Annotated in this window: 25 protein-coding genes; 15 read left to right on the plus strand and 10 right to left on the minus strand. The window is 58.7% G+C overall.

Going from position 1 to position 18,941, the window contains the following annotated elements; all coding sequences use genetic code 11:
* Positions 1–49 precede the first annotated feature (49 nt).
* On the plus strand, positions 50–274 hold the full coding sequence (locus MUU55_RS29425) for a DUF982 domain-containing protein (RefSeq protein ID WP_367892210.1): 225 nt from the start codon (positions 50–52) through the stop codon (positions 272–274).
* Between the two features lie 15 nt (positions 275–289).
* Here the strand turns inward: MUU55_RS29425 and MUU55_RS26775 are convergent, their stop codons facing one another.
* Both MUU55_RS26775 and MUU55_RS26780 read right to left on the minus strand, forming a co-directional pair.
* The gene (locus tag MUU55_RS26775; protein WP_244763827.1) at positions 290–520 is read right to left on the minus strand and encodes a hypothetical protein; all 231 of its coding nucleotides are present in this window, start codon (positions 518–520) and stop codon (positions 290–292) included.
* A 123-nt stretch (positions 521–643) separates the two neighbouring features.
* Complete coding sequence (locus MUU55_RS26780) at positions 644–1,240, minus strand: response regulator (RefSeq protein WP_244763828.1); 597 nt, start codon at positions 1,238–1,240, stop codon at positions 644–646.
* 208 nt (positions 1,241–1,448) lie between these two features.
* On the opposite strand from MUU55_RS26780, the gene MUU55_RS26785 reads away from it, so the two are divergent.
* Positions 1,449–1,598, plus strand: a complete 150-nt coding sequence (locus MUU55_RS26785) for a hypothetical protein (RefSeq protein ID WP_244763829.1) — start codon at positions 1,449–1,451, stop codon at positions 1,596–1,598.
* Here the strand turns inward: MUU55_RS26785 and MUU55_RS26790 are convergent.
* Positions 1,591–2,121 (minus strand): sigma-70 family RNA polymerase sigma factor, encoded by a 531-nt coding sequence (locus MUU55_RS26790; protein WP_244763830.1) that lies wholly within the window; start codon positions 2,119–2,121, stop codon positions 1,591–1,593. The two genes, MUU55_RS26785 and MUU55_RS26790, sit on opposite strands and share 8 nt — an antisense overlap.
* Positions 2,122–2,304: 183 nt before the next feature.
* On the opposite strand from MUU55_RS26790, the gene MUU55_RS26795 reads away from it, so the two are divergent.
* The 3 genes from MUU55_RS26795 (at position 2,305) to MUU55_RS26805 (ending at position 3,206) form a co-directional block, all read left to right on the plus strand.
* Entirely contained in the window at positions 2,305–2,493 is a 189-nt protein-coding gene (locus MUU55_RS26795; RefSeq protein WP_244763831.1) for a con-10 family general stress protein, read from the plus strand.
* 116 nt (positions 2,494–2,609) lie between these two features.
* Positions 2,610–2,843 (plus strand): DUF2934 domain-containing protein, encoded by a 234-nt coding sequence (locus tag MUU55_RS26800; protein ID WP_244763832.1) that lies wholly within the window; start codon positions 2,610–2,612, stop codon positions 2,841–2,843.
* 129 nt (positions 2,844–2,972) lie between these two features.
* The gene (locus MUU55_RS26805) at positions 2,973–3,206 is read left to right on the plus strand and encodes a DUF6894 family protein (protein WP_244763892.1); all 234 of its coding nucleotides are present in this window, start codon (positions 2,973–2,975) and stop codon (positions 3,204–3,206) included.
* On the opposite strand, the gene MUU55_RS26810 is transcribed toward MUU55_RS26805, so the two are convergent.
* The gene (locus MUU55_RS26810; RefSeq protein WP_244763833.1) at positions 3,193–3,933 is read right to left on the minus strand and encodes a Crp/Fnr family transcriptional regulator; all 741 of its coding nucleotides are present in this window, start codon (positions 3,931–3,933) and stop codon (positions 3,193–3,195) included. The two genes, MUU55_RS26805 and MUU55_RS26810, sit on opposite strands and share 14 nt — an antisense overlap.
* Before the next feature lie 633 nt (positions 3,934–4,566).
* Positions 4,567–5,079 carry a ferritin-like domain-containing protein gene (locus MUU55_RS26815; protein ID WP_244763834.1) on the minus strand — a complete coding sequence of 171 codons (513 nt, stop codon included), beginning with the start codon at positions 5,077–5,079 and terminating at the stop codon, positions 4,567–4,569.
* Between the two features lie 174 nt (positions 5,080–5,253).
* On the opposite strand from MUU55_RS26815, the gene MUU55_RS26820 reads away from it, so the two are divergent.
* The 5 genes from MUU55_RS26820 (at position 5,254) to MUU55_RS26840 (ending at position 9,421) form a co-directional block, all read left to right on the plus strand.
* Positions 5,254–5,544, plus strand: a complete 291-nt coding sequence (locus tag MUU55_RS26820) for a hypothetical protein (RefSeq protein ID WP_244763835.1) — start codon at positions 5,254–5,256, stop codon at positions 5,542–5,544.
* Positions 5,541–6,320, plus strand: coding sequence for an SDR family oxidoreductase (locus MUU55_RS26825; protein WP_244763836.1), 780 nt, complete (start codon positions 5,541–5,543; stop codon positions 6,318–6,320). The genes MUU55_RS26820 and MUU55_RS26825 overlap by 4 nt, the downstream gene beginning before the upstream one ends.
* Positions 6,317–8,101, plus strand: a complete 1,785-nt coding sequence (gene treZ / locus MUU55_RS26830; RefSeq protein WP_244763837.1) for a malto-oligosyltrehalose trehalohydrolase — start codon at positions 6,317–6,319, stop codon at positions 8,099–8,101. The genes MUU55_RS26825 and treZ overlap by 4 nt, the downstream gene beginning before the upstream one ends.
* A gap of 98 nt (positions 8,102–8,199) precedes the next feature.
* Positions 8,200–8,700, plus strand: coding sequence for a YciE/YciF ferroxidase family protein (locus tag MUU55_RS26835; protein WP_244763838.1), 501 nt, complete (start codon positions 8,200–8,202; stop codon positions 8,698–8,700).
* A 61-nt stretch (positions 8,701–8,761) separates the two neighbouring features.
* Positions 8,762–9,421, plus strand: coding sequence for a DUF6766 family protein (locus tag MUU55_RS26840; RefSeq protein ID WP_244763839.1), 660 nt, complete (start codon positions 8,762–8,764; stop codon positions 9,419–9,421).
* 61 nt (positions 9,422–9,482) lie between these two features.
* Here the strand turns inward: MUU55_RS26840 and MUU55_RS26845 are convergent, their stop codons facing one another.
* Positions 9,483–10,013, minus strand: a complete 531-nt coding sequence (locus MUU55_RS26845) for a DUF4142 domain-containing protein (RefSeq protein ID WP_244763840.1) — start codon at positions 10,011–10,013, stop codon at positions 9,483–9,485.
* 259 nt (positions 10,014–10,272) lie between these two features.
* On the opposite strand from MUU55_RS26845, the gene MUU55_RS26850 reads away from it, so the two are divergent.
* The 5 genes from MUU55_RS26850 (at position 10,273) to MUU55_RS26870 (ending at position 12,683) form a co-directional block, all read left to right on the plus strand.
* Positions 10,273–10,674, plus strand: a complete 402-nt coding sequence (locus MUU55_RS26850; protein WP_244763841.1) for a DUF2934 domain-containing protein — start codon at positions 10,273–10,275, stop codon at positions 10,672–10,674.
* A gap of 66 nt (positions 10,675–10,740) precedes the next feature.
* Positions 10,741–11,130: a response regulator gene (locus tag MUU55_RS26855; protein WP_244763842.1), complete on the plus strand. Its 390-nt coding sequence runs from the start codon at positions 10,741–10,743 to the stop codon at positions 11,128–11,130.
* A gap of 287 nt (positions 11,131–11,417) precedes the next feature.
* Positions 11,418–11,726, plus strand: a complete 309-nt coding sequence (locus tag MUU55_RS26860) for a type II toxin-antitoxin system RelB/DinJ family antitoxin (RefSeq protein ID WP_244763843.1) — start codon at positions 11,418–11,420, stop codon at positions 11,724–11,726.
* Positions 11,723–12,016, plus strand: coding sequence for a type II toxin-antitoxin system RelE/ParE family toxin (locus MUU55_RS26865; protein ID WP_244763844.1), 294 nt, complete (start codon positions 11,723–11,725; stop codon positions 12,014–12,016). The genes MUU55_RS26860 and MUU55_RS26865 overlap by 4 nt, the downstream gene beginning before the upstream one ends.
* 289 nt (positions 12,017–12,305) lie before the next feature.
* Positions 12,306–12,683: a coiled-coil domain-containing protein gene (locus MUU55_RS26870; RefSeq protein ID WP_244763845.1), complete on the plus strand. Its 378-nt coding sequence runs from the start codon at positions 12,306–12,308 to the stop codon at positions 12,681–12,683.
* Positions 12,684–12,758: 75 nt separating this feature from the next.
* Here MUU55_RS26870 and MUU55_RS26875 read toward each other — a convergent pair whose 3' ends face one another.
* The 4 genes from MUU55_RS26875 to MUU55_RS26890 all read right to left on the minus strand — a co-directional run bounded on the left by MUU55_RS26875 (position 12,759) and on the right by MUU55_RS26890 (position 18,935).
* Positions 12,759–15,038: a xanthine dehydrogenase family protein molybdopterin-binding subunit gene (locus MUU55_RS26875; protein WP_244763893.1), complete on the minus strand. Its 2,280-nt coding sequence runs from the start codon at positions 15,036–15,038 to the stop codon at positions 12,759–12,761.
* A 50-nt stretch (positions 15,039–15,088) separates the two neighbouring features.
* Positions 15,089–16,075, minus strand: coding sequence for an FAD binding domain-containing protein (locus MUU55_RS26880; protein WP_244763846.1), 987 nt, complete (start codon positions 16,073–16,075; stop codon positions 15,089–15,091).
* Positions 16,072–16,578 (minus strand): 2Fe-2S iron-sulfur cluster-binding protein, encoded by a 507-nt coding sequence (locus MUU55_RS26885; RefSeq protein WP_244763847.1) that lies wholly within the window; start codon positions 16,576–16,578, stop codon positions 16,072–16,074. Before MUU55_RS26885 ends, MUU55_RS26880 begins: the two co-directional genes overlap by 4 nt.
* Positions 16,579–16,658: 80 nt before the next feature.
* Positions 16,659–18,935 (minus strand): FdhF/YdeP family oxidoreductase, encoded by a 2,277-nt coding sequence (locus MUU55_RS26890; RefSeq protein ID WP_244763848.1) that lies wholly within the window; start codon positions 18,933–18,935, stop codon positions 16,659–16,661.
* Between the last annotated feature and the right edge of the window lie 6 nt (positions 18,936–18,941).

The raw sequence follows: 18,941 nt of genomic DNA on the forward strand, positions 1-18,941 counted from the left end.
GAGAGGACGAACCGTGCTGTTCGGCGACGTAAAAAACTGGCCGCGTGCGGTGATAGTCACATACAATCACGACACGTCATTTGTGGTCGTGCAAAATTCGTTGGAAGCTGCAGAGTATCTGGTACATTGTTGGCCTAGGCGTTCCGGGAAGGCATTTCGAAAAGCCCTCAAAGTTTGCACTGATGCGGTTCAAGGCCGCGCGAGTGACGAAGAGGCCCAATCCAGGTTCATTGCCGCGGCACGAGAAGCCGAGGTTGCGGTTACGATCCACTAGGCTCACGTCGACCCTTTACAGGATCTTGCGGCGTTGCCAGGCTTTGTAGGGTGAAAGCGCCTGACCTGGAAACCGTCGTTCGATTTCGGTTTCCACTAGCTGGATGAAAGCCAGCGCCCTTTCGCCTTCCTCCTCCTGCTCGCTGATGCCTTCGAGTTGCGACATCGCCTCGAAGACCTCGTCATCGGTCATCGTCGCAAGAGCGGTCTCAAATGTGGCTGGGTCGCTCAGCTTATCGTTCGCCATTTCGTCTTCTCCTGAATATTGCTTCGCGTGCGAGGCGATCGTGCCTATTGTTGCCGGCTTCTGCTTTCATTAAGTCTTCCGGCGTCACGAAGCGGGTAGGCAGCCGAACTGCTATGTCGCAACTTAGCTGAGAAGCTTGCCTTCCCTGTCGCGATGGATGGTTTCCATGAGGCGGCCCAGCCAGACATTGATCGAAACGTCGTGGGGCTTCGATCGCGCATGGTCTATTGCTTCTTGTAACGTAAGTTCGACCAGACGATCGGCGGCATGGGGATCGTTGAGATGGAGGCGCGCCGCCAAACGAAGCTGAGGAAGCGCCGAGAATACGGTCTCTTCGCGCGAGCCCTTCGCAGCAGGGCCTGGATCGAGGGCAAAACGGAGCGCGCTGTACACGGTTTCTGCCTCAGCCGGTTTCGACAAATAACTGGCATAGCGAAAACGGTCGGGAATCGCGATGTCGTTGCACCCAGTGTAAAAGACAAAAGGAATGTGCCGATTGGCGAGCTGGTCGGCGAACGGGAAGACGTACGTGTCGTCTAGACGAATATCGAGAATTGCGGCATCGGCATCATCAAGGTAGTCGGCCGCCCGTTCTATGGAAGACGCCGGGCCAAGGACGGTTGCGCCGAGCTTGACGAGAAAGCGTTCAAGCTCGGTCGCGATAAAATACTCGTCCTCGACGATGAGAACTCTGGAGCCACTGACGATTGTCACGATCATTCCTTCAAACGCCGGCCAACCAAACATAACGCAGGTTACTGACCAGTCCGCGTATCGACAACCTTGAGAGGGACCGATTGTTCCGGTCAGCGGTCCACACCTCGGAACAGTTCTGGCCGATTGGAGTTGGGCGGGACGTCATCGCATCGGGTTGATCTGTTGAGGACCGAGTGCCGTAGTACATTAGAAATAGAAAGTGGAGGCGCGCATGGCCGAACAGGAAGCCGCAAAACAACCCGATAAAGCGGTCGAAGACCTGATGAAAGAGATTCGTCGAGAATCGATGCCGCACAGGATGCTCGAACTCGCCAAGGCGCTCCAGGCAGCGCTCGATAAACGCGACGACAGTATCAAGTAGAATGGTCCAAAGGGTTGCCGCCCAACTCCTGTGCCAAAGCTTCCCGGGCTCGATTCAAGCGGCTTTTGACCGTGCCGACCGCGCATCCTATGACACCTGCCGCCTCCTCGTAACTGAACCCCAACCCGGCGACCATCACGATGATCTGACGCTGCTCGCGCGTCAGACGTGATAGCGCCTTCTTCAGGTCCGTTTCTGCCATCGCCCACTCCTGGGATGGCGACACGGCGAGCTTCAAGGATATGCAGTCAGACGCACCCGGTTGTTCGCGAACCCTTCTGCGATATTGCGTGCAATAGGTATTGCGCATGATCGTGAAGAGCCACGATTTGAGGCTTGTGCCGGGGCGAAACGTCTCGATGCTACGAAGCGCCCGGAACAGCGTCTCCTGAACCAAGTCGTCGCCATCAGTCGCGTTGATCGTAAACGTGCGGGCGAAGGCTCTGAGTGCGGGAATGAGATCGACGACCTGTTGGCTCAGAGCGGCGCATTCTTCTTCCGCGGCGTGCATCGGTCGGGCCATGATCTCGATCTTCTGGATAATCAATGGGGGCTAACGCCAATGGCGGCCGAATGTTTCGCCGGGGCGAAACGCTCAGGCACAAAAGCTCTCCGCGCTTTTGGTCGATTTCGTGGAACGTCTCACGGATCGCGTGGTTAGAAGGCCGCTCCACCAATGGGGCAAATCACAAAAGGAGAAGCAGACATGCCGAACCAGCAGCAGGACAAGGGCGGCCGTGACAGCGGCGGCGATACGTCGAAGCGCGGTTTCGCCTCTATGGACGAGGACAAGCAGCGCGAAGCCGCGTCGAAGGGCGGCAAGGAATCCGGGGGCAGTTTCAAGAACGACCCCGAAAAGGCCTCGGAAGCCGGTCGCAAGGGCGGCCAGAGCTAGCCGCTTTGACGCAAATGCTTTTTCTGCCGCCGCGCACCCGCGGCGGCAGGCCCTAGCCCTAGGGAATGCGGACCGAGCACGGTTTGGGCTGCGCCAGAAGGCGAATGGAGCGAACCATGGATGACCGAGAACAAGAGCAGCGCGAACGTGCATATCGAATCTGGGAAGAGGAGGGGAGGCCCGAGGGTCTTCATGAAGACCATTGGAGGCGCGCCGGCGAGCAGCCCGATTTCGACGATTTGAATCCGCGACCCGACCAGTCGGCCGAACAGGAGCGCGGCAGTGCGGGCCATGGTGGGAAGAAGCGCGCGCCGGCAAACTTAGAAGCAACCCTGGCAAATCCAAAATGAACGGGCGCCGGGGGCCGAGGAGACGGGCGGCCCCAGTGTCTCAAATATCCGTTTACATTCCGTGCGGATATCTTTTGGGAACAATCACTGGGGGCTCACTGTTCGCGCGCTGTGCAGGAGGACTTGGCAGTGCGATACTTCTTCAACATCCGTGACGGGGAAAAGACGGAGCGGGATCTCGAAGGGTCTGAATTCGATACGCTGGAATTGGCGATCGACGATGCGCAGATGGCGGCGCGAGAAATCATGGCGGAACGGGTGCTTGCGGGATATGAGCCGGACGGCCAGTCTTTCGATATCGTAGACGAGGACGGTCGCATTCTGGCGAATGTCCCATTTCGCTCAGCCCTCAGGCCACAGTAGAGGTTGCGACACCGGTCAGCGCTGTCGAATCTGCGATAAGACGTCGATATTCCGATTCCGGCAGCCCATACGAAGAACCTGCCAATTCCTCAAGGCCGGCGCGATTGCGGATCGTGACGAGACTACGTTCCGATCGGATCAACAGCTTCCCCTCGAGCGCATGCAGTGCGTCGGTAACGCTCGGTCTGCGAACGCCGAGCATAAGCGCAAAGAAATCATGGGTGAGAGGCAGCCTTCCGCCAAGGCGATCCTGGCACATCAAAAGCCAGCGGGCGAGCCGTTTTTCGACCCCAAAGCGGCCGTCAGCGAGAGCGGTGGCCGCAATCTGTATCATGAAAACGTGCGCGAAGCGGAGAAGAACCCGCCGTATTGCCGGTCGATTGTTCGCCAAAGCCCGCAATGCAGAGGTCTCTATGCGGTGTGCGGTTCCGCCAACTTGCATGAACGCGTAGTGCGGACTGCTATCAACGTCGAGGAGGGCGGGGACACCTGAAAGCCCTTCGTGGCCGATACATCCTACCTCTATGCTCTCAGCGCCCCTGGACCCCGCGATCTCCGATGAGAGCCCGCTCTCGAAGAAATAGACGTGGTCGATGGTCTCATAGGATTTGAACAGGAATTCCCCCTGGCTCAGCTCAACGCGTTCAAGGCGTGCTGATACTTCGGCGAAATCTTCCGCATGCAATTTTCCAAGTAGGCCGTTTTTCCCGTCATATATTGGTTTCAAGTCGAACCCTCCGCGCCGTCGAACGTGGCCCCTAACCACATTGATACGTTTCGGTTCCATCAGCTCCGGTTTTCGTACCGGCGGTGTAGCAGCGAGGGCGTCAGCCTAAACGCCAATGGATCAGAAGCGCCGTCTGTTCGCGCGCGCCGCTGTTCCAGTTCGAAAGAACGGGCAAGGTCGTCCTCACCAATTTGCGGCACGGGAGAATAAGACCGCGGCGCCCCCGAGCAGCGCTACGGCCATGAGAAGACCGGACACGACCGGTGTCCTCACAACCCGCCTGTGCCTCGTGGTCGCAATTTTTTCCCGAAGGGCAACGACGTCGCGCTGTAGCGATTGAAGCTCCGCACGTTGAAACTCGGCAGGGCTGCCCGGTTGCCTCATTGGACGTAGGCCGAGGAATTCACCCTCGTCGGAGCCCGTCGGCGCCGACGCGGTCGCGGTGTGCGTTGCCGACACCGGATCAGAAGCGGGAAATGTATCTTCCAACCCCTTTTCCAGTCGGGTTTTGTCTGCCGCCGATTGGTCCGCTTGCTCGGCGAGCAGGGATTTGACGGCGGGAGAAATTGGTCCGTCTGACATATCGACCTCCATGGAAACCACATGTTTTGTGATTGCACAAATTTGCTGAGCTTAGACCTTTGCCGTCTCGCCGACCTCGCGCAGCGAAAGAAATCTCGTGGTAACGCCGACAAGATTGTCCTCAAGCCATCTCGCCATTGCCTTTTCCTCTGAAAGGTTGGCTTCGATGGCCGACACCGCCGCGCCATAGCCGCCGGCCTCGGCAATCGTCTGTAGGGAGCGATACGCGGCAATTTCGAAGTTCTCGAACGCATAATTCGCGAACGAGTTCTTGAGGATTTCGTCATCCGCCACGGTGTGGCCGAGCGCGGCCATAGCTCCAGTAAATGACAACGCGAAATCCTTGAGCGTGGAGTGGTCTTCATTGAGCCCGGTTAGGACGTCCTCAAGGCGCACGATCTGCCGTTCGGTCTCGGCAATGTGCTGCTCCAGCTTCGCTGCCACCTCTGGATAGGTTTCTATCCTCTTGACCTGCGGTTTCATGATGCTGAGCGCCTGTTTTTCCATCGCGTGTGCATTGCGCAGGCCGGCGATGAAAACGTCTCTGATCTGGTCGGTTGCCATGAGCACTCTCCTATTGTGAAGCGCTTCTAACCGCCGGCTTATCGAGTTGTTCCCAGGCGGTCGGTTTGCCAAGACGGCCAGCGCAGGGCTCGTAGAATTTCTCCTTTTCGTCCGCAACCGTACCGCAACCGCTGGCGTGTCGCTGAGTTTCAGTGTCGGAACAAGGAGAGCCCCATGGAACTCATTGACATTCGAGTTAGCGATTTGACCGACGGCATGATCACCGTTGAATTTGATGGAGAGGGCGGTGAGGCCGCGTCGGTAACGATGGCGGCGGACAGTAATCTGGAGCGAGAGGCGGCAATCCTGCGTGCCAAGCAAATCCTTGTTCAATTGACAGCGTTCGGTGAGCACGAAGCTAACAATCCAACTGCTAAAGCCGATGCGCGAGGAGACGATACGGGCTCGGCCCAAGACATTTTCAAGACGATGCCGCTCGCCCCGTTGTCGAGCCGCGAACTATGACGCCGCGCGTTGTCTTTATCACCGGAGCTGCCTCAGGCATCGGTCGTGCCACCGCGCGCCTGCTTGCGGCGGCGGAAAATGATCTCGTTCTGATGGATTTGCAGGGAGACGGTCTCTGCGAGCTCGCCGACGAGCTGTCTTTATCGGACGGCGTAACAGTCGTCAGTATCGGCGGTGATGTGTCTGACGAAGCCGATATGGACCAAGCCGTTCACGCTGTGACCTCAAACTGGGGTCGGTTGGATGCGGTAGTCGTCAATGCAGGCATCAATGGTGTATGGGCGCCGATCGACGATCTGACCCCGGAAGAATGGGATCGGACAATCCGCATAAATCTTCGCGGGACATATTTGACGATCAATCGAACAGTTCCGCTTCTGAAGAAGTCTGGAGGAGGCGCGATCGTCGTCGTCGCTTCAATCAACGGCGTAAGGACATTCACGAATCCCGGGGCAACCGCTTACAGCGCGAGTAAAGCCGCGCAGGTCGCCATGGTCCAGCAGTTGGCACTTGAACTCGCTCGGCACGGCATTCGGATCAACGTCGTCTGTCCCGGGGCGATCGATACCAATATCGCAGCCTCATCGCAGATCAGGCATCGGGAGCAGACGGAAATACCTGTGGTCTGGCCGGATGGCAGTGTGCCGATCACCGGTGGAGAGCCGGGTCGCGCGGAAGATGTCGCTAGGATCATAGGCTTTTTGCTGAGCGATGCGTCGGCGCATATGACCGGTTCCCCGATTTTCGTTGACGGCGGACAGGGACTTCTACGATGAGAGCAGCCAACAACCATACCTGGGGTCCGAAACTTCACGCAGATGGATCCGCAACCTTCGACATCTGGGCGCCGGCACTGCCCAGTCTCGCCGTCGAGATATCCGAAAAAATTTATCCCATGAGCCCTATCGGCGGAAGCTGGTACTCCGTGACCGTAAAGGGCGTTAAATCTGATTCCACTTATCTCTATGTGCTTCCAGATGGATCGCGTGTTCCAGATCCGGCACCGCGGTTCCAGCCTCATGGCGTCTTCGGGCCATCGCGCTTATGGGATCACAAAGCTTTTGGCTGGACACAGAACCACTGGACCGGCCGGCCATGGGAAGAGCACGTCTTCTACGAAATCCACATCGGGGCGTTTACTGCCGAAGGGACGTTCGTCGCGGCCCTAGAGCATCTCCCCCGTTTAGCCGAAATGGGCTTCACGGCAGTGGAGATCATGCCGCTCGCACAGTTTCCCGGCGAGCGAGGATGGGGATATGACGGCGTCTTCCCCTATGCACCCCATAACGCCTACGGCAGCCCGGACGATTTCAAGTGCTTCGTCGATGCCGCGCATCGGTGCGGTTTGGCGGTCTACCTCGATGTTGTCTACAACCATTTCGGGCCTGAGGGGAATGTGTTGCCGCAACTCGCGCCGGACTTCTTCCAGGCGGACAATCCGACCCCCTGGGGTGACCGGATCGATTTTGGGCAGGACGCCGTCCGGCGCTTCTTCCTCGACAACGTTATCTACTGGATCGAGGCGTTTTGCCTCGATGGCCTTCGACTCGACGCTGTCGACCAGATCGAGGATGCGCGTGATCTGCATATTCTTCAGGAGATTTCAGATGCGGTTCGCGAACGTTTTTCTGAGCGGCATGTCCACCTGATCGTCGAGAACCCGGCAAACGGGACCGATTTGCTTGCTACTCACCACGAGGGTCGCAGGCTATATGACGCGGACTGGAACGACGAGTTTCATCATGCCGTGCATGTCGCCGTTACCGGCGAAGCCAGCGGCCATTATGAACCGTTCGCTGACGCGCCGTTCGCAAATATCAAGAAGGCGCTTGCGGAGGGCTACCTCCATGAGGGAAAGCGCACACTTCCAATCGAACCGAGCCCTTCCGCTTCTTTGCCCCCAACGGCTTTCGTTCACTTCCTGCAGAACCACGATCAGGTCGGCAACCGCGCGTGCGGTGACCGTCTTCACACGGCGATCGACAAACACCGTTTCCGCGTCCTGACCGAGATCCTGGTGCTTTCGCCGCAGATCCCCTTGTTCTTCATGGGTGACGATCATCTGAGCAATCGACCGTTCCATTTCTTCTCGGACTATGAAGGTGAGATCGCCGAGGCGATCAAAGCCAATCGGCCGCGAGAGGCCGAAAACTTTGGAGGCTTCCCACCTGGAGTGCGGCCCGAAGACATCGCCGATCCCAACGATCGAGCGACGTTCACCCGATCGAAGATCGCGTGGGACCAGACGCACACACCAGAAGTGTCTGATTGGAAAATCCTTCTGGCCGTCCTTCTGGCAGTTCGCAAGAAACACGTCCTCCCGTGCCTTACCGGCGCTGAAGGCTATGCTGGCACCGTGATACCCTCGGAAGACAGCTTGATTTTCATCGACTGGCGCATGCCGGGCCGAATGCTTCGCCTACGGGCAAACCTCTCGCAGGAACCCCGCGATCTCGACGCTCGCCTAGGTCAACTCGTCTACGCGACTGGGTCTCATACTCACGGAAACTCCCTCGAAGCTTGGTCGACCCGCCTCTATATCCAACCGCCTGCCTAGGCGCATCGACTAACGGAACAACTTGAGCGGCTGCTGGTTCGGCTAGCCGCTGAGAGCCCGAGCCATTGCTCACCAAAAGTTCAATACAGGAGAAGCCTATGCCTACGAAAACACTGGAAGACCTGTTCACCGATGGTGTCAAGGACATCTACTACGCCGAACGCAAAATTATCGCTGCCCTGAAGAAGATGATCCGCGGCGCCCAGTCCGAGGACCTGAAGGCCGCATTCGACAAGCACCTGCAGGAAACCGAGGGTCAGGTTGAACGCCTGGTCCAAGTGTTCGAGCTCCTCGGCAAGCCGGCGCGTGGCAAAACCTGCCCAGCGATCGACGGCATTATCGAAGAGGGGCAGGAGGTCCTGGAGGAGTTCAAGGGCTCACCCGCGATCGACGCGGGCCTGCTCGCTGCGGCCCAGGCAGTCGAACACTACGAGATCGCGCGCTATGGGACGCTGAAGTCATGGGCGGTCCAACTTGGCAAGACGGATGTTGCCGAACTTCTTGAGCAGACGCTGCTGGAAGAAACCAACACCGACGCGACCCTCACGAAGCTTGCGGAAACGAAGGTCAATCTCAAAGGCCAGAGTAAGGCAGCCTGATCGCGAAGCGGGTCGGCGTTGCTACTGCCGACCCGTACATGGCAGAGCGTGGGTGTAGGACATGAAACTTCTGAGAGACAACGGCCTTACCATCGTCCTTGTTCTTGCGACCGTGGCAACAATCATTGGCATGGTGATTGCTGGCCACGCAGTCTACAGCGATGAGCTCTCGCAGCACGGACAGGTTCCAGTCGATTTTTCCGCCTATCTCACTTCCGGTCATTTCCTTTCCGCGCTTTTCGAGAATTGGGAAAGTGAATTCCTCCAGATGAGCGCCTACGTCGTGCTGACAGCCTTTCTATTTCAGCGCGGCTCGGCAGAGTCGAAAGATCCGGACGAAGTTTCATCACAGGATACCTTTCCACAAGACGATACCTTGAACCCCCATGCTCCTGCACCGGTACGCAGGGGCGGTACTTGGGCGAAAGTCTATGCATATTCGCTAGGGTTGGCTCTCTTTGTCCTTTTTCTCGTGAGCTTCCTGATGCATCTGAGAGATAGCGCCGCCGCGCAGGCGAAAGAGGCCGCGATGCATGGAGGGGTTCCCCCAACAGTATGGGAACATTTCGGCAGCTCGGAGTTCTGGTTTGAGTCCTTCCAGAATTGGCAGAGCGAGTTTCTCTCGACCGCCGTGCTTGTCGTTCTGTCGATTTTCCTGCGATTTCGTGGCTCGCCCGAGTCGAAACCGGTTGCAGCTCCTAATGTAAAAACGGGCGCGTAGATTAGCTCGCGCCCGTAGTCAGGTCTGAGCCAGACGTCGGCCCCTATACGCAGGTGTGAATCTACTTGCCTTCGAGGTCTTCGGCCATCTTGAGGTGATGCTCCAGGTCAGGGACTGTCTTGGCCGCCCATGCCTTGAGATCAGGATTGTCACCCTCTTCGGCATACCGCTTGAAAACATCGACCGCATCTTCGTGCGCGTCCTCCTGGTCGTCTTGGTAGGCACTATCAAATTCCGCGCCGGACAGCTTTTTAAGCTCGTCGAGCGATTCCTGCTGATCTTCCGACATCGCGCTTGCGGGCTGAGCCTTGACCTTGCCGCTATCCAGAAGCGCCTTGAGGTCTGCGGTCGTCTTCTGATGCGCGTCGATCATCTGTTGGGCAAAAGCCTTGATGGTCGCGCTACCTCTTTCCAGGGCGACTTTGCTGGATTCAATTTCAAACATATCGCTCATCGAAACTTCTTTAACAAAGTCTTCTGTCTTCGGCGGGATGCCAAGGGTGGAGTTAACGCCGGTCGTCTCCGCGGTGGACTGGGCGAAGGCGGCGGACGCGAGAAAAAACAGTGCGGGGGCTAGACGAAAAGGTTTCATGGCGGCCTCTCCTTGTGACGGGCTCCCAAACCGCCCGAAGACGATAAGGTTCCAGGAAAGTGGGCGGCGCTAACGCGACGCGCTCGGGGCAGCAACCTTGTGAACAAAGACCCATAGGCGGATGGAACAACCTTTGTTTCTCCAGGTTCGACGTTCAGAGAGGAGTACTGCCATGAACCGCATCGTTTACATCGTCGGACTGATCGTCGTCGTGCTCGTCATCCTTTCGTTTCTGGGCCTCCGGTAGGGGGGATGCACCATGCATGATCCCCGGGAACGGCGAATTACCGCGCGCGCTTTTGAGCTTTGGCAAAATGAGAGCTGCCTTGACGGACGAAGCCTCGGACATTGGCTCGAAGCGGAAAAGCAAATTGATGATGAACTAACTGTAGAAGCGGCCATCTTAGATCAAGCCGAGTCGTCGAAAGGAGGGTCGATGGATCGAGAAACATTTGAGGCCTTCGATGACGCTGGCATAGAGGCTCTTATATATGCAACAGCATCCCACAACCCTTCGGCTTCCGCGGGCGAGTGGCGGTACTTCCTAGACGGGATCAACGGCCCAGAGCTTTACATGCACGGCGATAAACGGCTTCGCGAATTCCGACCCGGCGAGGGCGAAGGTGAGGGCGCGCGGCGCGCTTGGACCCTCAGAAGGTGAGCCTGGTACGACACGGAGCGAGAATTTCCTGCCGTTTCAATGAGCGATAGAATTGTTCGAGGGAGCATGACGAAGTCGAGTAAACCACTATCTGGAAGGACATACCTCATCCTCGAAGATGAGTATCTGATTGCGTCTGATCTGTTAATCATATTAGAGGGCGCTGGTGCAAAGGTTTACGGACCGATTTCCGATGTGCGCAACGCGCTAGAGATTCTCAAAGGAACGAGCTTGACGCTCGACGCTGCAGTACTCGATATCAACTTGGCGGGTGATATGGTTTACCCAATAGCGTCGCTCCTCATGAAAAGGGGAACTCCCTTTATCTTTGCGACTGGGTATGAATGCTCACCGGTTCCTGAGGAGTTCAAGCAGGCGCCGTGTTTATCAAAGCCGACTTTGGAGGCAGATTTGATTTCTGCGCTTTTAAGCGTGTCGGCGGCATTGCCGAACTGATCTCATTTTGCGGGTAGAGCGATCGCGTCACGAATAGCGCGTCGCTTAGGGGATTTTTGTGACACGAAGGTCGACCTCTCTCGTGCGGATCAATCTCATTATTTATCAACCCGAACCACTACACGTGACCCAATTAATTAGAAGCTTACCTCAACCAATCGCGGATCGTCGGTTCGAATCCGCTCAAGAGCATTTAAGAGCGCCGTGAACGGGGAATGACGGCGTGAAATTTCAGCTAGAAAACGTCATTCAATTGCATTACATTCTCCTTGAATATGGAGACAGCCATGGCCGCAAACGCTCTCGTACAAACACGTATTGATTCCGAAGTCCGGGATCGTGCTTCTGCCGTTCTTGAAAGCATGGGCCTCACGGTATCTGATGCGGTTCGTATCATGCTCACCCGGACTGCTAACGAGGGCGCTCTGCCTCTTGAACTTTTTTCCGGCAGTGAGGCGCATGACGCCTGGTTTCGGACCAAGGTGCTCGAAGCGTTAAACGATACTCGGCCGGATTTATCAGACGACGAGGCCGAGGCGCACTTTGCCAAACGTCGAGCGGCGGCACGCCATAAAGGTGGTGTGCCAGAATCGTGAAACTTACTTGGTCTGCTTTTGCGTTATCGGATCGTGACGCCATCTTCACATACATCGAGGCAGATAATCCCGCCGCTGCCGTCTTGATCGATGAACGGATAGTCGCTAGCGCACGTCGCTTGCTCGATTTTCCTGCCAGTGGGCGCGTGGGTCGAATTGCCGGAACGCGCGAACTCGTCATCAATGGCACGCCTTATATCGCCGCCTACGCCGTTGCCGAGACGACAGTTCGAATTCTTCGCGTACTCCATGGCGCGCAAGAATGGCCAGAAAATCTGCCGCTAAGCTGATCGACCACGTTTATGTAGGGGCCGACGGTTCGATCCCCATCAAGGCGAGCGGCGCGAGAAATCACAGAGTCAGCAATCCCGCTTCCATAGAGCGCGGGCCGGATATCAAGAACCGGAATGCGGAAACAATTTCCTTTTCGTACATATGGAGCTGATCAAGGTCGGGCACCAAACATGAGCGCGGGATTGTCGTGCCGCCGGCCATTGAGGAACGGGAAGTCGACAGGAACAACGACTGGTCTGCTGCAGTTTCCACCTCATCACCACAATGCCCATGAAGAGGTCCGCCATGACGGATATTCGCGCCAAAGGTTTTGAAAGTCCATCGCATCTGCAGGAGCATCTTGACGAACTGGATGAGGAACGAGCCATCTCTAAAGATAGGCCAGCGCCGGCGGCCGAAGGCAAAAAATCGGCTGAGCAGGAAATCGCCGCGTTGCGTGCCGAGATCGCTGAGCTGAAGGCGAAGCTTAGCACCATTCGCGCGCAGACAGAGAGCGTGGCAGCACCGGTGACAGAGAGCGAGGTCAGGCCCTGGCTGCGGATCGCTGCAACCGTAGCGATGACATACCTTCTTGGCCGCATCGTCCAGCGATTGCGGCTCGGCGCGTCGGGCGCAGCCGCAGTGCCGATGATCGCCGCCCAGCTCGACCGCCGGTTCTGGTGAGCGTTTGACACCGCGATTTTCGCCCAAACAGTTGGTGAATGTGCCGGGGCTATCCCGGCACATTCCGTTTGGGCTCTATAGCAGTTTGTCGAGCGTGATCGGCAGGTCGCGCACGCGCTTGCCCGTCGCATTGTAGATGGCGTTGGCGACGGCAGCACCAGTCCCTGTGATCCCAATTTCCCCGATACCGTGGGCACCCATCGGCGCATGGGGATCCGGAATATCAGTCCAAATCACATCGATCTCCGGGACATCCATGTGGACCGGGACATGGTATTCGGCGAGGCTAGGGTTCATCACGCGCCCCTTGCGCTCGTCGAACTGGGTATCCTCCATCAAAGCAAGACCGAGACCCATGATGATGCCGCCGCGGAACTGGCTGGTCGCGGTCTTCGGGTTGAGAATGCGGCCGCAGTCGAACGAACCCAAGAAACGCGTGACGCGCGGCTCACCGGTGACCTTGTTGACCTTTACCTCGCAGAACATGGCGCTGTGGCTGTGCATCGACCAATGCATGGTTTCCAGCGGCTGCGGGGGCTGCGCTTCAACCGTCACCTTGTCGCGCTGCGCGCGGGCCAGAAGCGACTGATAGGTCTCGTGCCGCTCGGGTTCGTCGAGCTTGCATAGGCCACCGTTTCGGCTGCCGACGTCTTTGGCTTTCAGGCCGGCGAGCGGAGAGTCGTTGCCGGCAATCCGCAGCAGTTCTTCGATCAACGCGTTGTGGGCAGCAATCACGGAAGCACCGATCGCAGCCGTCTGCTGCGAGCCGCCCGCCATGATCACGCCGGGCAGGGTGGAATCGCCGTAGTTGAAGGTAATGGCATCCATCGGCAGGCCGAGACGGTCGGCCGTAACCTGGGTCTGCACAGTCGAGGTCCCCATGCCCATTTCATGCACGGCGATATCGACTATCGCCTTTCCTTCCCTGGTAAGGGTAATCCGAGCGGCCCCGCCGGGCATGCGGTAGTAGGGATAGGTCCCTGTGGCACAGCCCATGCCGATTAGCCATTCTCCGTCGCTGACACTGCGTGGTTTCGGATTGCGACGGCTCCAGCCGAACCGCTCGGCGCCCGCCCGATATGCCTCAACGATGTGGCGCGAGGAAAACGGCAGGCCGGAGATCGGATCCTTCTCCGGCTCATTGCGGACGCGCAATTCGATCGGATCCATGCCAAGCTTTTCCGCCAGTTCGTCCATGGCGCATTCGAGCGCAAACGTGCCGACGGCCTCGCCGGGCGCGCGCATGAACGTATTGCCGAGCATGTCGAGTTCGACCTTCTGGACGTCGAGCAAGACGTTCTCCGCAGCGTACGCGCTGCGGGTCGGGAGAATGAAGGGTTCCGGCATGGCGTTATGCGGGGTTTTCACGGTCACGCCGGTATGGATGAGCGCGGTCAGTTTTCCCTCTTGATCGGCGCCGAGGGCGACGCGTTGCTCCGTCGGCGAGCGGCCCCCAACGAGACGGAATACGCCTTCACGGGACAGGACAATCCGCACCGGCCGGCCGGCGAGCTTTGCGCCAGCCGCGGCAAGGATGTGATGCTGCCACATCGACTTGCTGCCGAATCCGCCGCCGACGAAAGGCGAGGTCACCACGACCTGCTTTTCATCGAGGCCGAAGACCTGCGCCATCGACCAGGCGGTGTGGGCCACGAGTTGCTGAGCATCGTGCATGCGCAGCGTATCGCCCTGCCAGGCGACGGTTAGACCGTGAAGCTCGATCGGATTGTGATTGTGCCGTGGTGTCGTATAGGTCGCATCGATCTTGAACGCTGCATCCTGCAGAGCTTTCTCCGCATCGCCGATCTCGTCATGCAACGGCTGCCCCATGAATTCGGCGGTGTCCGTGCCACGATCCCGGGCTTCAGCAAATGCAATGTCTGCATGCTCCACTTCATAGCCGACCCTGATGAGAGATTTGGCGTGATCAGCCTGTTCCTGCGTTTCGGCCAGAACCAGTGCGATGGGCTGCCCATTCCAGTGAATCCTGTCGTCCTGCATGACGGGCAGCTTGTCTCCGCCTGCGGCTTTGGCGCCTGACAGAAACAGGGGCGGTGGCTGCATGCGCGGGGCATTTCTGAAGGTCATCACCAGCACGACGCCTGGTGCCGCTTCCGCGTCCGCAGTGTCGAGGCTGGAAAGCCGGCCTTTGGCGATCGTGCTGTAGGCAAGAGCGGCATAGACCATGCCCTCCATCGGGAATTCGGCCGCGAAAGGCGCTTTGCCCGAGACTTTCAGCGGGCCATCGATCCGGGACACAGGTCGCCCGACATGGCCGTGCCGTTCGCGGATGAGCGGATCCGGTTCACCACCGGGGATCCAGCTATCCGGTGCCATCGCAATGGCTTTGGCCATGCCAGCCTGGAAAAGGCCCTGAGCGGTCTGTTTGGCGTTTTCAAGAATGCTCATACCGCACCTCCGGAAAGTTCTGTCAGCACCGAGACGATGGTGCGTCGGGCAAGTTCGACTTTGAACGCATTGCCTTCGAAAGTTCGTGCAGCAGCCAGTTCCGCCTCGGCCGCAGCAAGGAATGCGGCTTCGCCGGCAGGCTTTCCACGAAGAGCGGCTTCCGCTCGTTCCGCCCGCCACGGCTTGTGCGCCACGCCGCCGAGCGCGATCCGCACGTCCCGGACATTGCCGTTCTCGATTTCCAGCGCGGCCGCAACGGAGACCAGCGCAAAGGCATAGCTCGCGCGATCACGAACCTTGCGATAGGTGGAGTTGGCCGCGATGGAGGATGCCGGCAGTTCGATCGCGGTTATCAGGTCGCCTGGCTGCAGCATGGTTTCGATATCGGGCCGATCCCCCGGAAGCCGGTGGAAATCCTTGATCGGGAGGCTGCGCGATCCGTCGCTTCCCTCGATATGCACCATCGCATCGAGAGCGGTCAGAGCCACGCACATGTCGGACGGATGGACAGCGATACAGGCATCCGATGCTCCCAGGATCGCATGACTGCGGTTAAATCCGGAAAGTGCATCGCAGCCGTCTCCTGGTGCCCGCTTGTTACAGTGCGATCCTTCGCCATCGTAGAAATAGGTGCAACGGGTTCGCTGCATCAGATTGCCGCCGACCGTCGCCATGTTGCGGATCTGTGCCGAGGCACCGGCAACGATTGCCCGTGTCAACGCCGGATAGCGCGAGCGGATAAGGGGGTGTTCCGTGACAGCCGTGTTGCGGGCGGCCGCGCCGATCATCACGCCGCCGTCCCTCGTTTCGGTGATCTCGGACGACAGTCCGGTAACGTCGACGAGGCCTGTCGGGCGCTCGATCGTCTCGCGCATGAGATCGACCAGATTGGTGCCGCCGCCGAGGAATTTGGTGCCGCCGAGCGCGCCCTTTGCGATGGCATCCTGCACATCCGATGCCCGGGCATAGCTGAAGGGGATCATTCGGCAGCCTCCTTCAGCGTTTCGTTGATGGCGTCGATGATGCCGTTATAGGCACCGCATCGACAGAGATTGCCGCTCATGCGTTCGCGCATCTCGTCATGGCTGAAGTCGATCACGTTGGAGTTCAGATCCGAGGTGACATGGCTCGGCACGCCTCGACGGACTTCCTCGACCATCGCGACGGCGGAACAGATCTGACCGGGCGTACAGTATCCGCACTGGAACCCGTCATGCTCCACGAAGGCCTGCTGCAGCGGATGCAGAGCTCCCGGCTCTCCAAGCCCCTCGATTGTCGTTATCGAGCGGCCGTCGAACTGGACGGCGAGCGACAGGCAGGACAGCATGCGTTCTCCATCGACAAGAACGGTACAGGCGCCGCAGGCACCTTGATTGCAGCCCTTCTTCGTGCCGTGAAGGTGGAGGCCGTCTCGCAGCAGATCGAGCAGCGAGACGCGCGGATCATCGGGCACCTGGACAGCGTTACCATTGACGGAAATGCTCATTTGCTTCTCCCGGACTGGTTATGGGCCTACGCAAGAATATTGACGCGCCGTGGATCAGCACGAAACGCCGTTCGGTGAAGTCAGGCTTCGATCCTGACAGGGATGGCCTTGGAGGCCGGTGTCTTCGACAACGCGTCGTGATGATCGATCGCGTTCAACACGTTGCATTCCGGATAGTAGGCGGCGATCGTTCCGCGCGGCAGTTTGTGGGCGCGAACCTCCAGACCGGGCAGCGATCGCCGCTTGCCGTCGCCGAAATCGCTGACGAGAGCGACTTTCTGGCCTTCGCGCAGGCCGGCCGCGGCGATATCGCCCTCGCTCATCAATACGATGTCTCGCGTCCCCTCGATGCCGCGAAAGCGGTCGGAATACCCATAGATCGTCGTGTTGAACTGGTCGTTGGATCGCATCGTAACGAGACGATAGCGCCCATCGGCGTCCTCGAACGACAGCGCGTTCAGACGATGCGGCCGCGTGAATACCGCTTTCTTTTGCTCGGTATTCCAGATGCGCTCATGCGCATTGTTGCCCCGGTAGAAGCCGCCGGGCTCGAACATCCGGGCGTTATAATCCTTGAAGTCTTTCGGATAGGTCCGCTCTATGAGGTCACGGACGAGGCTATAGTCACCGGTCCACGCATCCCAAGTCAGCCGTGGATTGGGCTCGAGCACAGCCTTGGCGAGACCGGCGACGATGGCTAGCTCGCTTTTGAGATGTTTCGATGCCGGCGGGCGTTTGCCGATCGAGCCGGAGATGTGAGAGAAACTGTCCTCGGTCGTCACCGACTGATTGCCGGTCTCCTGGTCATCGCGCTCCAGCCGCGACAGGCACGGCAGGATGAACGCCTGTTTCGCCGGGAAAAGATGGCTGCGATTGAGCTTGGTCGATACCATCACGGTCAGATCCTGAGCGGCCCAGGCGGCCTCCATCTCCTTCTGGTCGGGGACGGCGCGCACGAGATTGCCCCCAAGCGAAATGAAGGCCTTGACCTTTCCTGCCATCAGGCCCTTGACCGCATCGACGATGGTCATGCCGTCCTCGGTGGGTGGATCGAAGTCGAACAGCGCCTTCAGCTTGTCCATCGGGATGAGCTTGGTCTTTTCCGCAATGCCGACGGTGCGCTGGCCCTGCACGTTGGAATGACCGCGCACGGGACAGCAGCCGGCGCCTTCCCTGCCTATGTTGCCGCGCAGAAGAAGCAGGTTGACCAGCATCTGGATATTGAGCGACCCTTGCGAATGCTGGGTTAAACCCATGCCGTAGACGCCGATCACCCGCTCGGCTTGCACATAGATGTCGCCGGCCCTGCGGATCTGCGCTTCCGTCAGCCCGCTCTCTCGCTCGATGTCGGCCCAGGCGGTCTCCCGCACTGCGGAGACGAACGTGTCGAAGCCTGTCGTATGTTCTTCAATGAACGCGATGTCGAGAACCCGCGCGGACCCCTCCGCCACGGCCCCATCGTCCGCTTCGACAACGACCTTGCAGAGGCCGAGTATCGCTGCAATGTCGCCACCGGCCTGCACTTGGCAATATTCGTCGGAAATTGCCGTCTCGCGTCCAGTCAGCATGTCGACCGGGCTTTGCGGATTGACGAAGGACACCAGTCCCTGCTCGATGACAGGATTGAAGGTCACGATTTTGGCGCCGCGCTTTTTGGCTTCCTGCAGCGGGTGCAGGAAGCGCGGGCTGTTGGTCCCCGGGTTCTGGCCAAAGAAGAAGAAGGCATCCGCTTTCTCCAAGTCTTCCCAGACAATCGTGCCGACCGGCGAGCCGATGACTTGGTTCAGCGCTACCGAGGTCGTCTCATGGCACATGTTGGAGCTTTGCGGCAGGTTGTTGTTGCCGTAGGCACGGGCCAGCAGCGCATACAGGTAGGAAGCCTCCAGCCCGGCATGGCCGGACGAATAGAAGACCACGCTCTCGCGCAGCAATGGCTTCAGCACCTTGCCGATCGCCGTAAAGGCTTCGTCCCAGGTGGTTTCGACATAGCGATCCGCTCCGGCGTCGTAGCGCAGCGGATGGGTCAGGCGTCCCGTGTGCTCGAGATCGTGGTCCTTCCAGTCCCGCAGTTCCGCGACCGTGTGGTCGTTCCAGAAATCCGGCGTGCAGCGGGCGCTGGTCAGATCGGAGAGCGTTGCCTTGGCGCCGTTCTCGCAGAACTCGAATGGGTGATAGTTTTTTGGCTTCGGCCAGGCGCAGGAAACGCACATGAACCCCTTGGGCTTGTTCTGCCTTGCGAGCTCCTCCAGCATGGCCGGCGTGGGCGACGTGTCGCCGTAGATGCGGGCGATGGATTTGAGCGAACCCCAGCCGCCAGCCGGGCGTTCCGCTTTCGGATTCGGGATCTGATCTGCCATTGCAAT

Source organism: Shinella curvata (assembly GCF_022899935.1).
In the GTDB taxonomy this organism is placed as follows: domain Bacteria; phylum Pseudomonadota; class Alphaproteobacteria; order Rhizobiales; family Rhizobiaceae; genus Shinella; species Shinella curvata.

Bases quoted from the DNA above. Each gene is read 5' to 3' on its own strand.
- MUU55_RS26885 (WP_244763847.1), bottom strand. From the start codon at position 16,578: ATGAGCATTTCCGTCAATGGTAACGCTGTCCAGGTGCCCGATGATCCG.
- MUU55_RS26815 (WP_244763834.1), bottom strand. From the start codon at position 5,079: ATGGCAACCGACCAGATCAGAGACGTTTTCATCGCCGGCCTGCGCAAT.
- MUU55_RS26775 (WP_244763827.1), bottom strand. From the start codon at position 520: ATGGCGAACGATAAGCTGAGCGACCCAGCCACATTTGAGACCGCTCTT.
- MUU55_RS26880 (WP_244763846.1), bottom strand. From the start codon at position 16,075: ATGATCCCCTTCAGCTATGCCCGGGCATCGGATGTGCAGGATGCCATC.
- MUU55_RS26860 (WP_244763843.1), top strand. From the start codon at position 11,418: ATGGCCGCAAACGCTCTCGTACAAACACGTATTGATTCCGAAGTCCGG.
- MUU55_RS26785 (WP_244763829.1), top strand. From the start codon at position 1,449: ATGGCCGAACAGGAAGCCGCAAAACAACCCGATAAAGCGGTCGAAGAC.
- treZ (WP_244763837.1), top strand. From the start codon at position 6,317: ATGAGAGCAGCCAACAACCATACCTGGGGTCCGAAACTTCACGCAGAT.
- MUU55_RS26850 (WP_244763841.1), top strand. From the start codon at position 10,273: ATGCATGATCCCCGGGAACGGCGAATTACCGCGCGCGCTTTTGAGCTT.
- MUU55_RS26780 (WP_244763828.1), bottom strand. From the start codon at position 1,240: ATGATCGTGACAATCGTCAGTGGCTCCAGAGTTCTCATCGTCGAGGAC.
- MUU55_RS26835 (WP_244763838.1), top strand. From the start codon at position 8,200: ATGCCTACGAAAACACTGGAAGACCTGTTCACCGATGGTGTCAAGGAC.
- MUU55_RS26875 (WP_244763893.1), bottom strand. From the start codon at position 15,038: ATGGCCAAAGCCATTGCGATGGCACCGGATAGCTGGATCCCCGGTGGT.
- MUU55_RS26890 (WP_244763848.1), bottom strand. From the start codon at position 18,935: ATGGCAGATCAGATCCCGAATCCGAAAGCGGAACGCCCGGCTGGCGGC.
- MUU55_RS26855 (WP_244763842.1), top strand. From the start codon at position 10,741: ATGACGAAGTCGAGTAAACCACTATCTGGAAGGACATACCTCATCCTC.
- MUU55_RS26825 (WP_244763836.1), top strand. From the start codon at position 5,541: ATGACGCCGCGCGTTGTCTTTATCACCGGAGCTGCCTCAGGCATCGGT.
- MUU55_RS26840 (WP_244763839.1), top strand. From the start codon at position 8,762: ATGAAACTTCTGAGAGACAACGGCCTTACCATCGTCCTTGTTCTTGCG.
- MUU55_RS26845 (WP_244763840.1), bottom strand. From the start codon at position 10,013: ATGAAACCTTTTCGTCTAGCCCCCGCACTGTTTTTTCTCGCGTCCGCC.
- MUU55_RS26870 (WP_244763845.1), top strand. From the start codon at position 12,306: ATGACGGATATTCGCGCCAAAGGTTTTGAAAGTCCATCGCATCTGCAG.
- MUU55_RS26820 (WP_244763835.1), top strand. From the start codon at position 5,254: ATGGAACTCATTGACATTCGAGTTAGCGATTTGACCGACGGCATGATC.
- MUU55_RS26795 (WP_244763831.1), top strand. From the start codon at position 2,305: ATGCCGAACCAGCAGCAGGACAAGGGCGGCCGTGACAGCGGCGGCGAT.
- MUU55_RS26790 (WP_244763830.1), bottom strand. From the start codon at position 2,121: ATGGCCCGACCGATGCACGCCGCGGAAGAAGAATGCGCCGCTCTGAGC.
- MUU55_RS26800 (WP_244763832.1), top strand. From the start codon at position 2,610: ATGGATGACCGAGAACAAGAGCAGCGCGAACGTGCATATCGAATCTGG.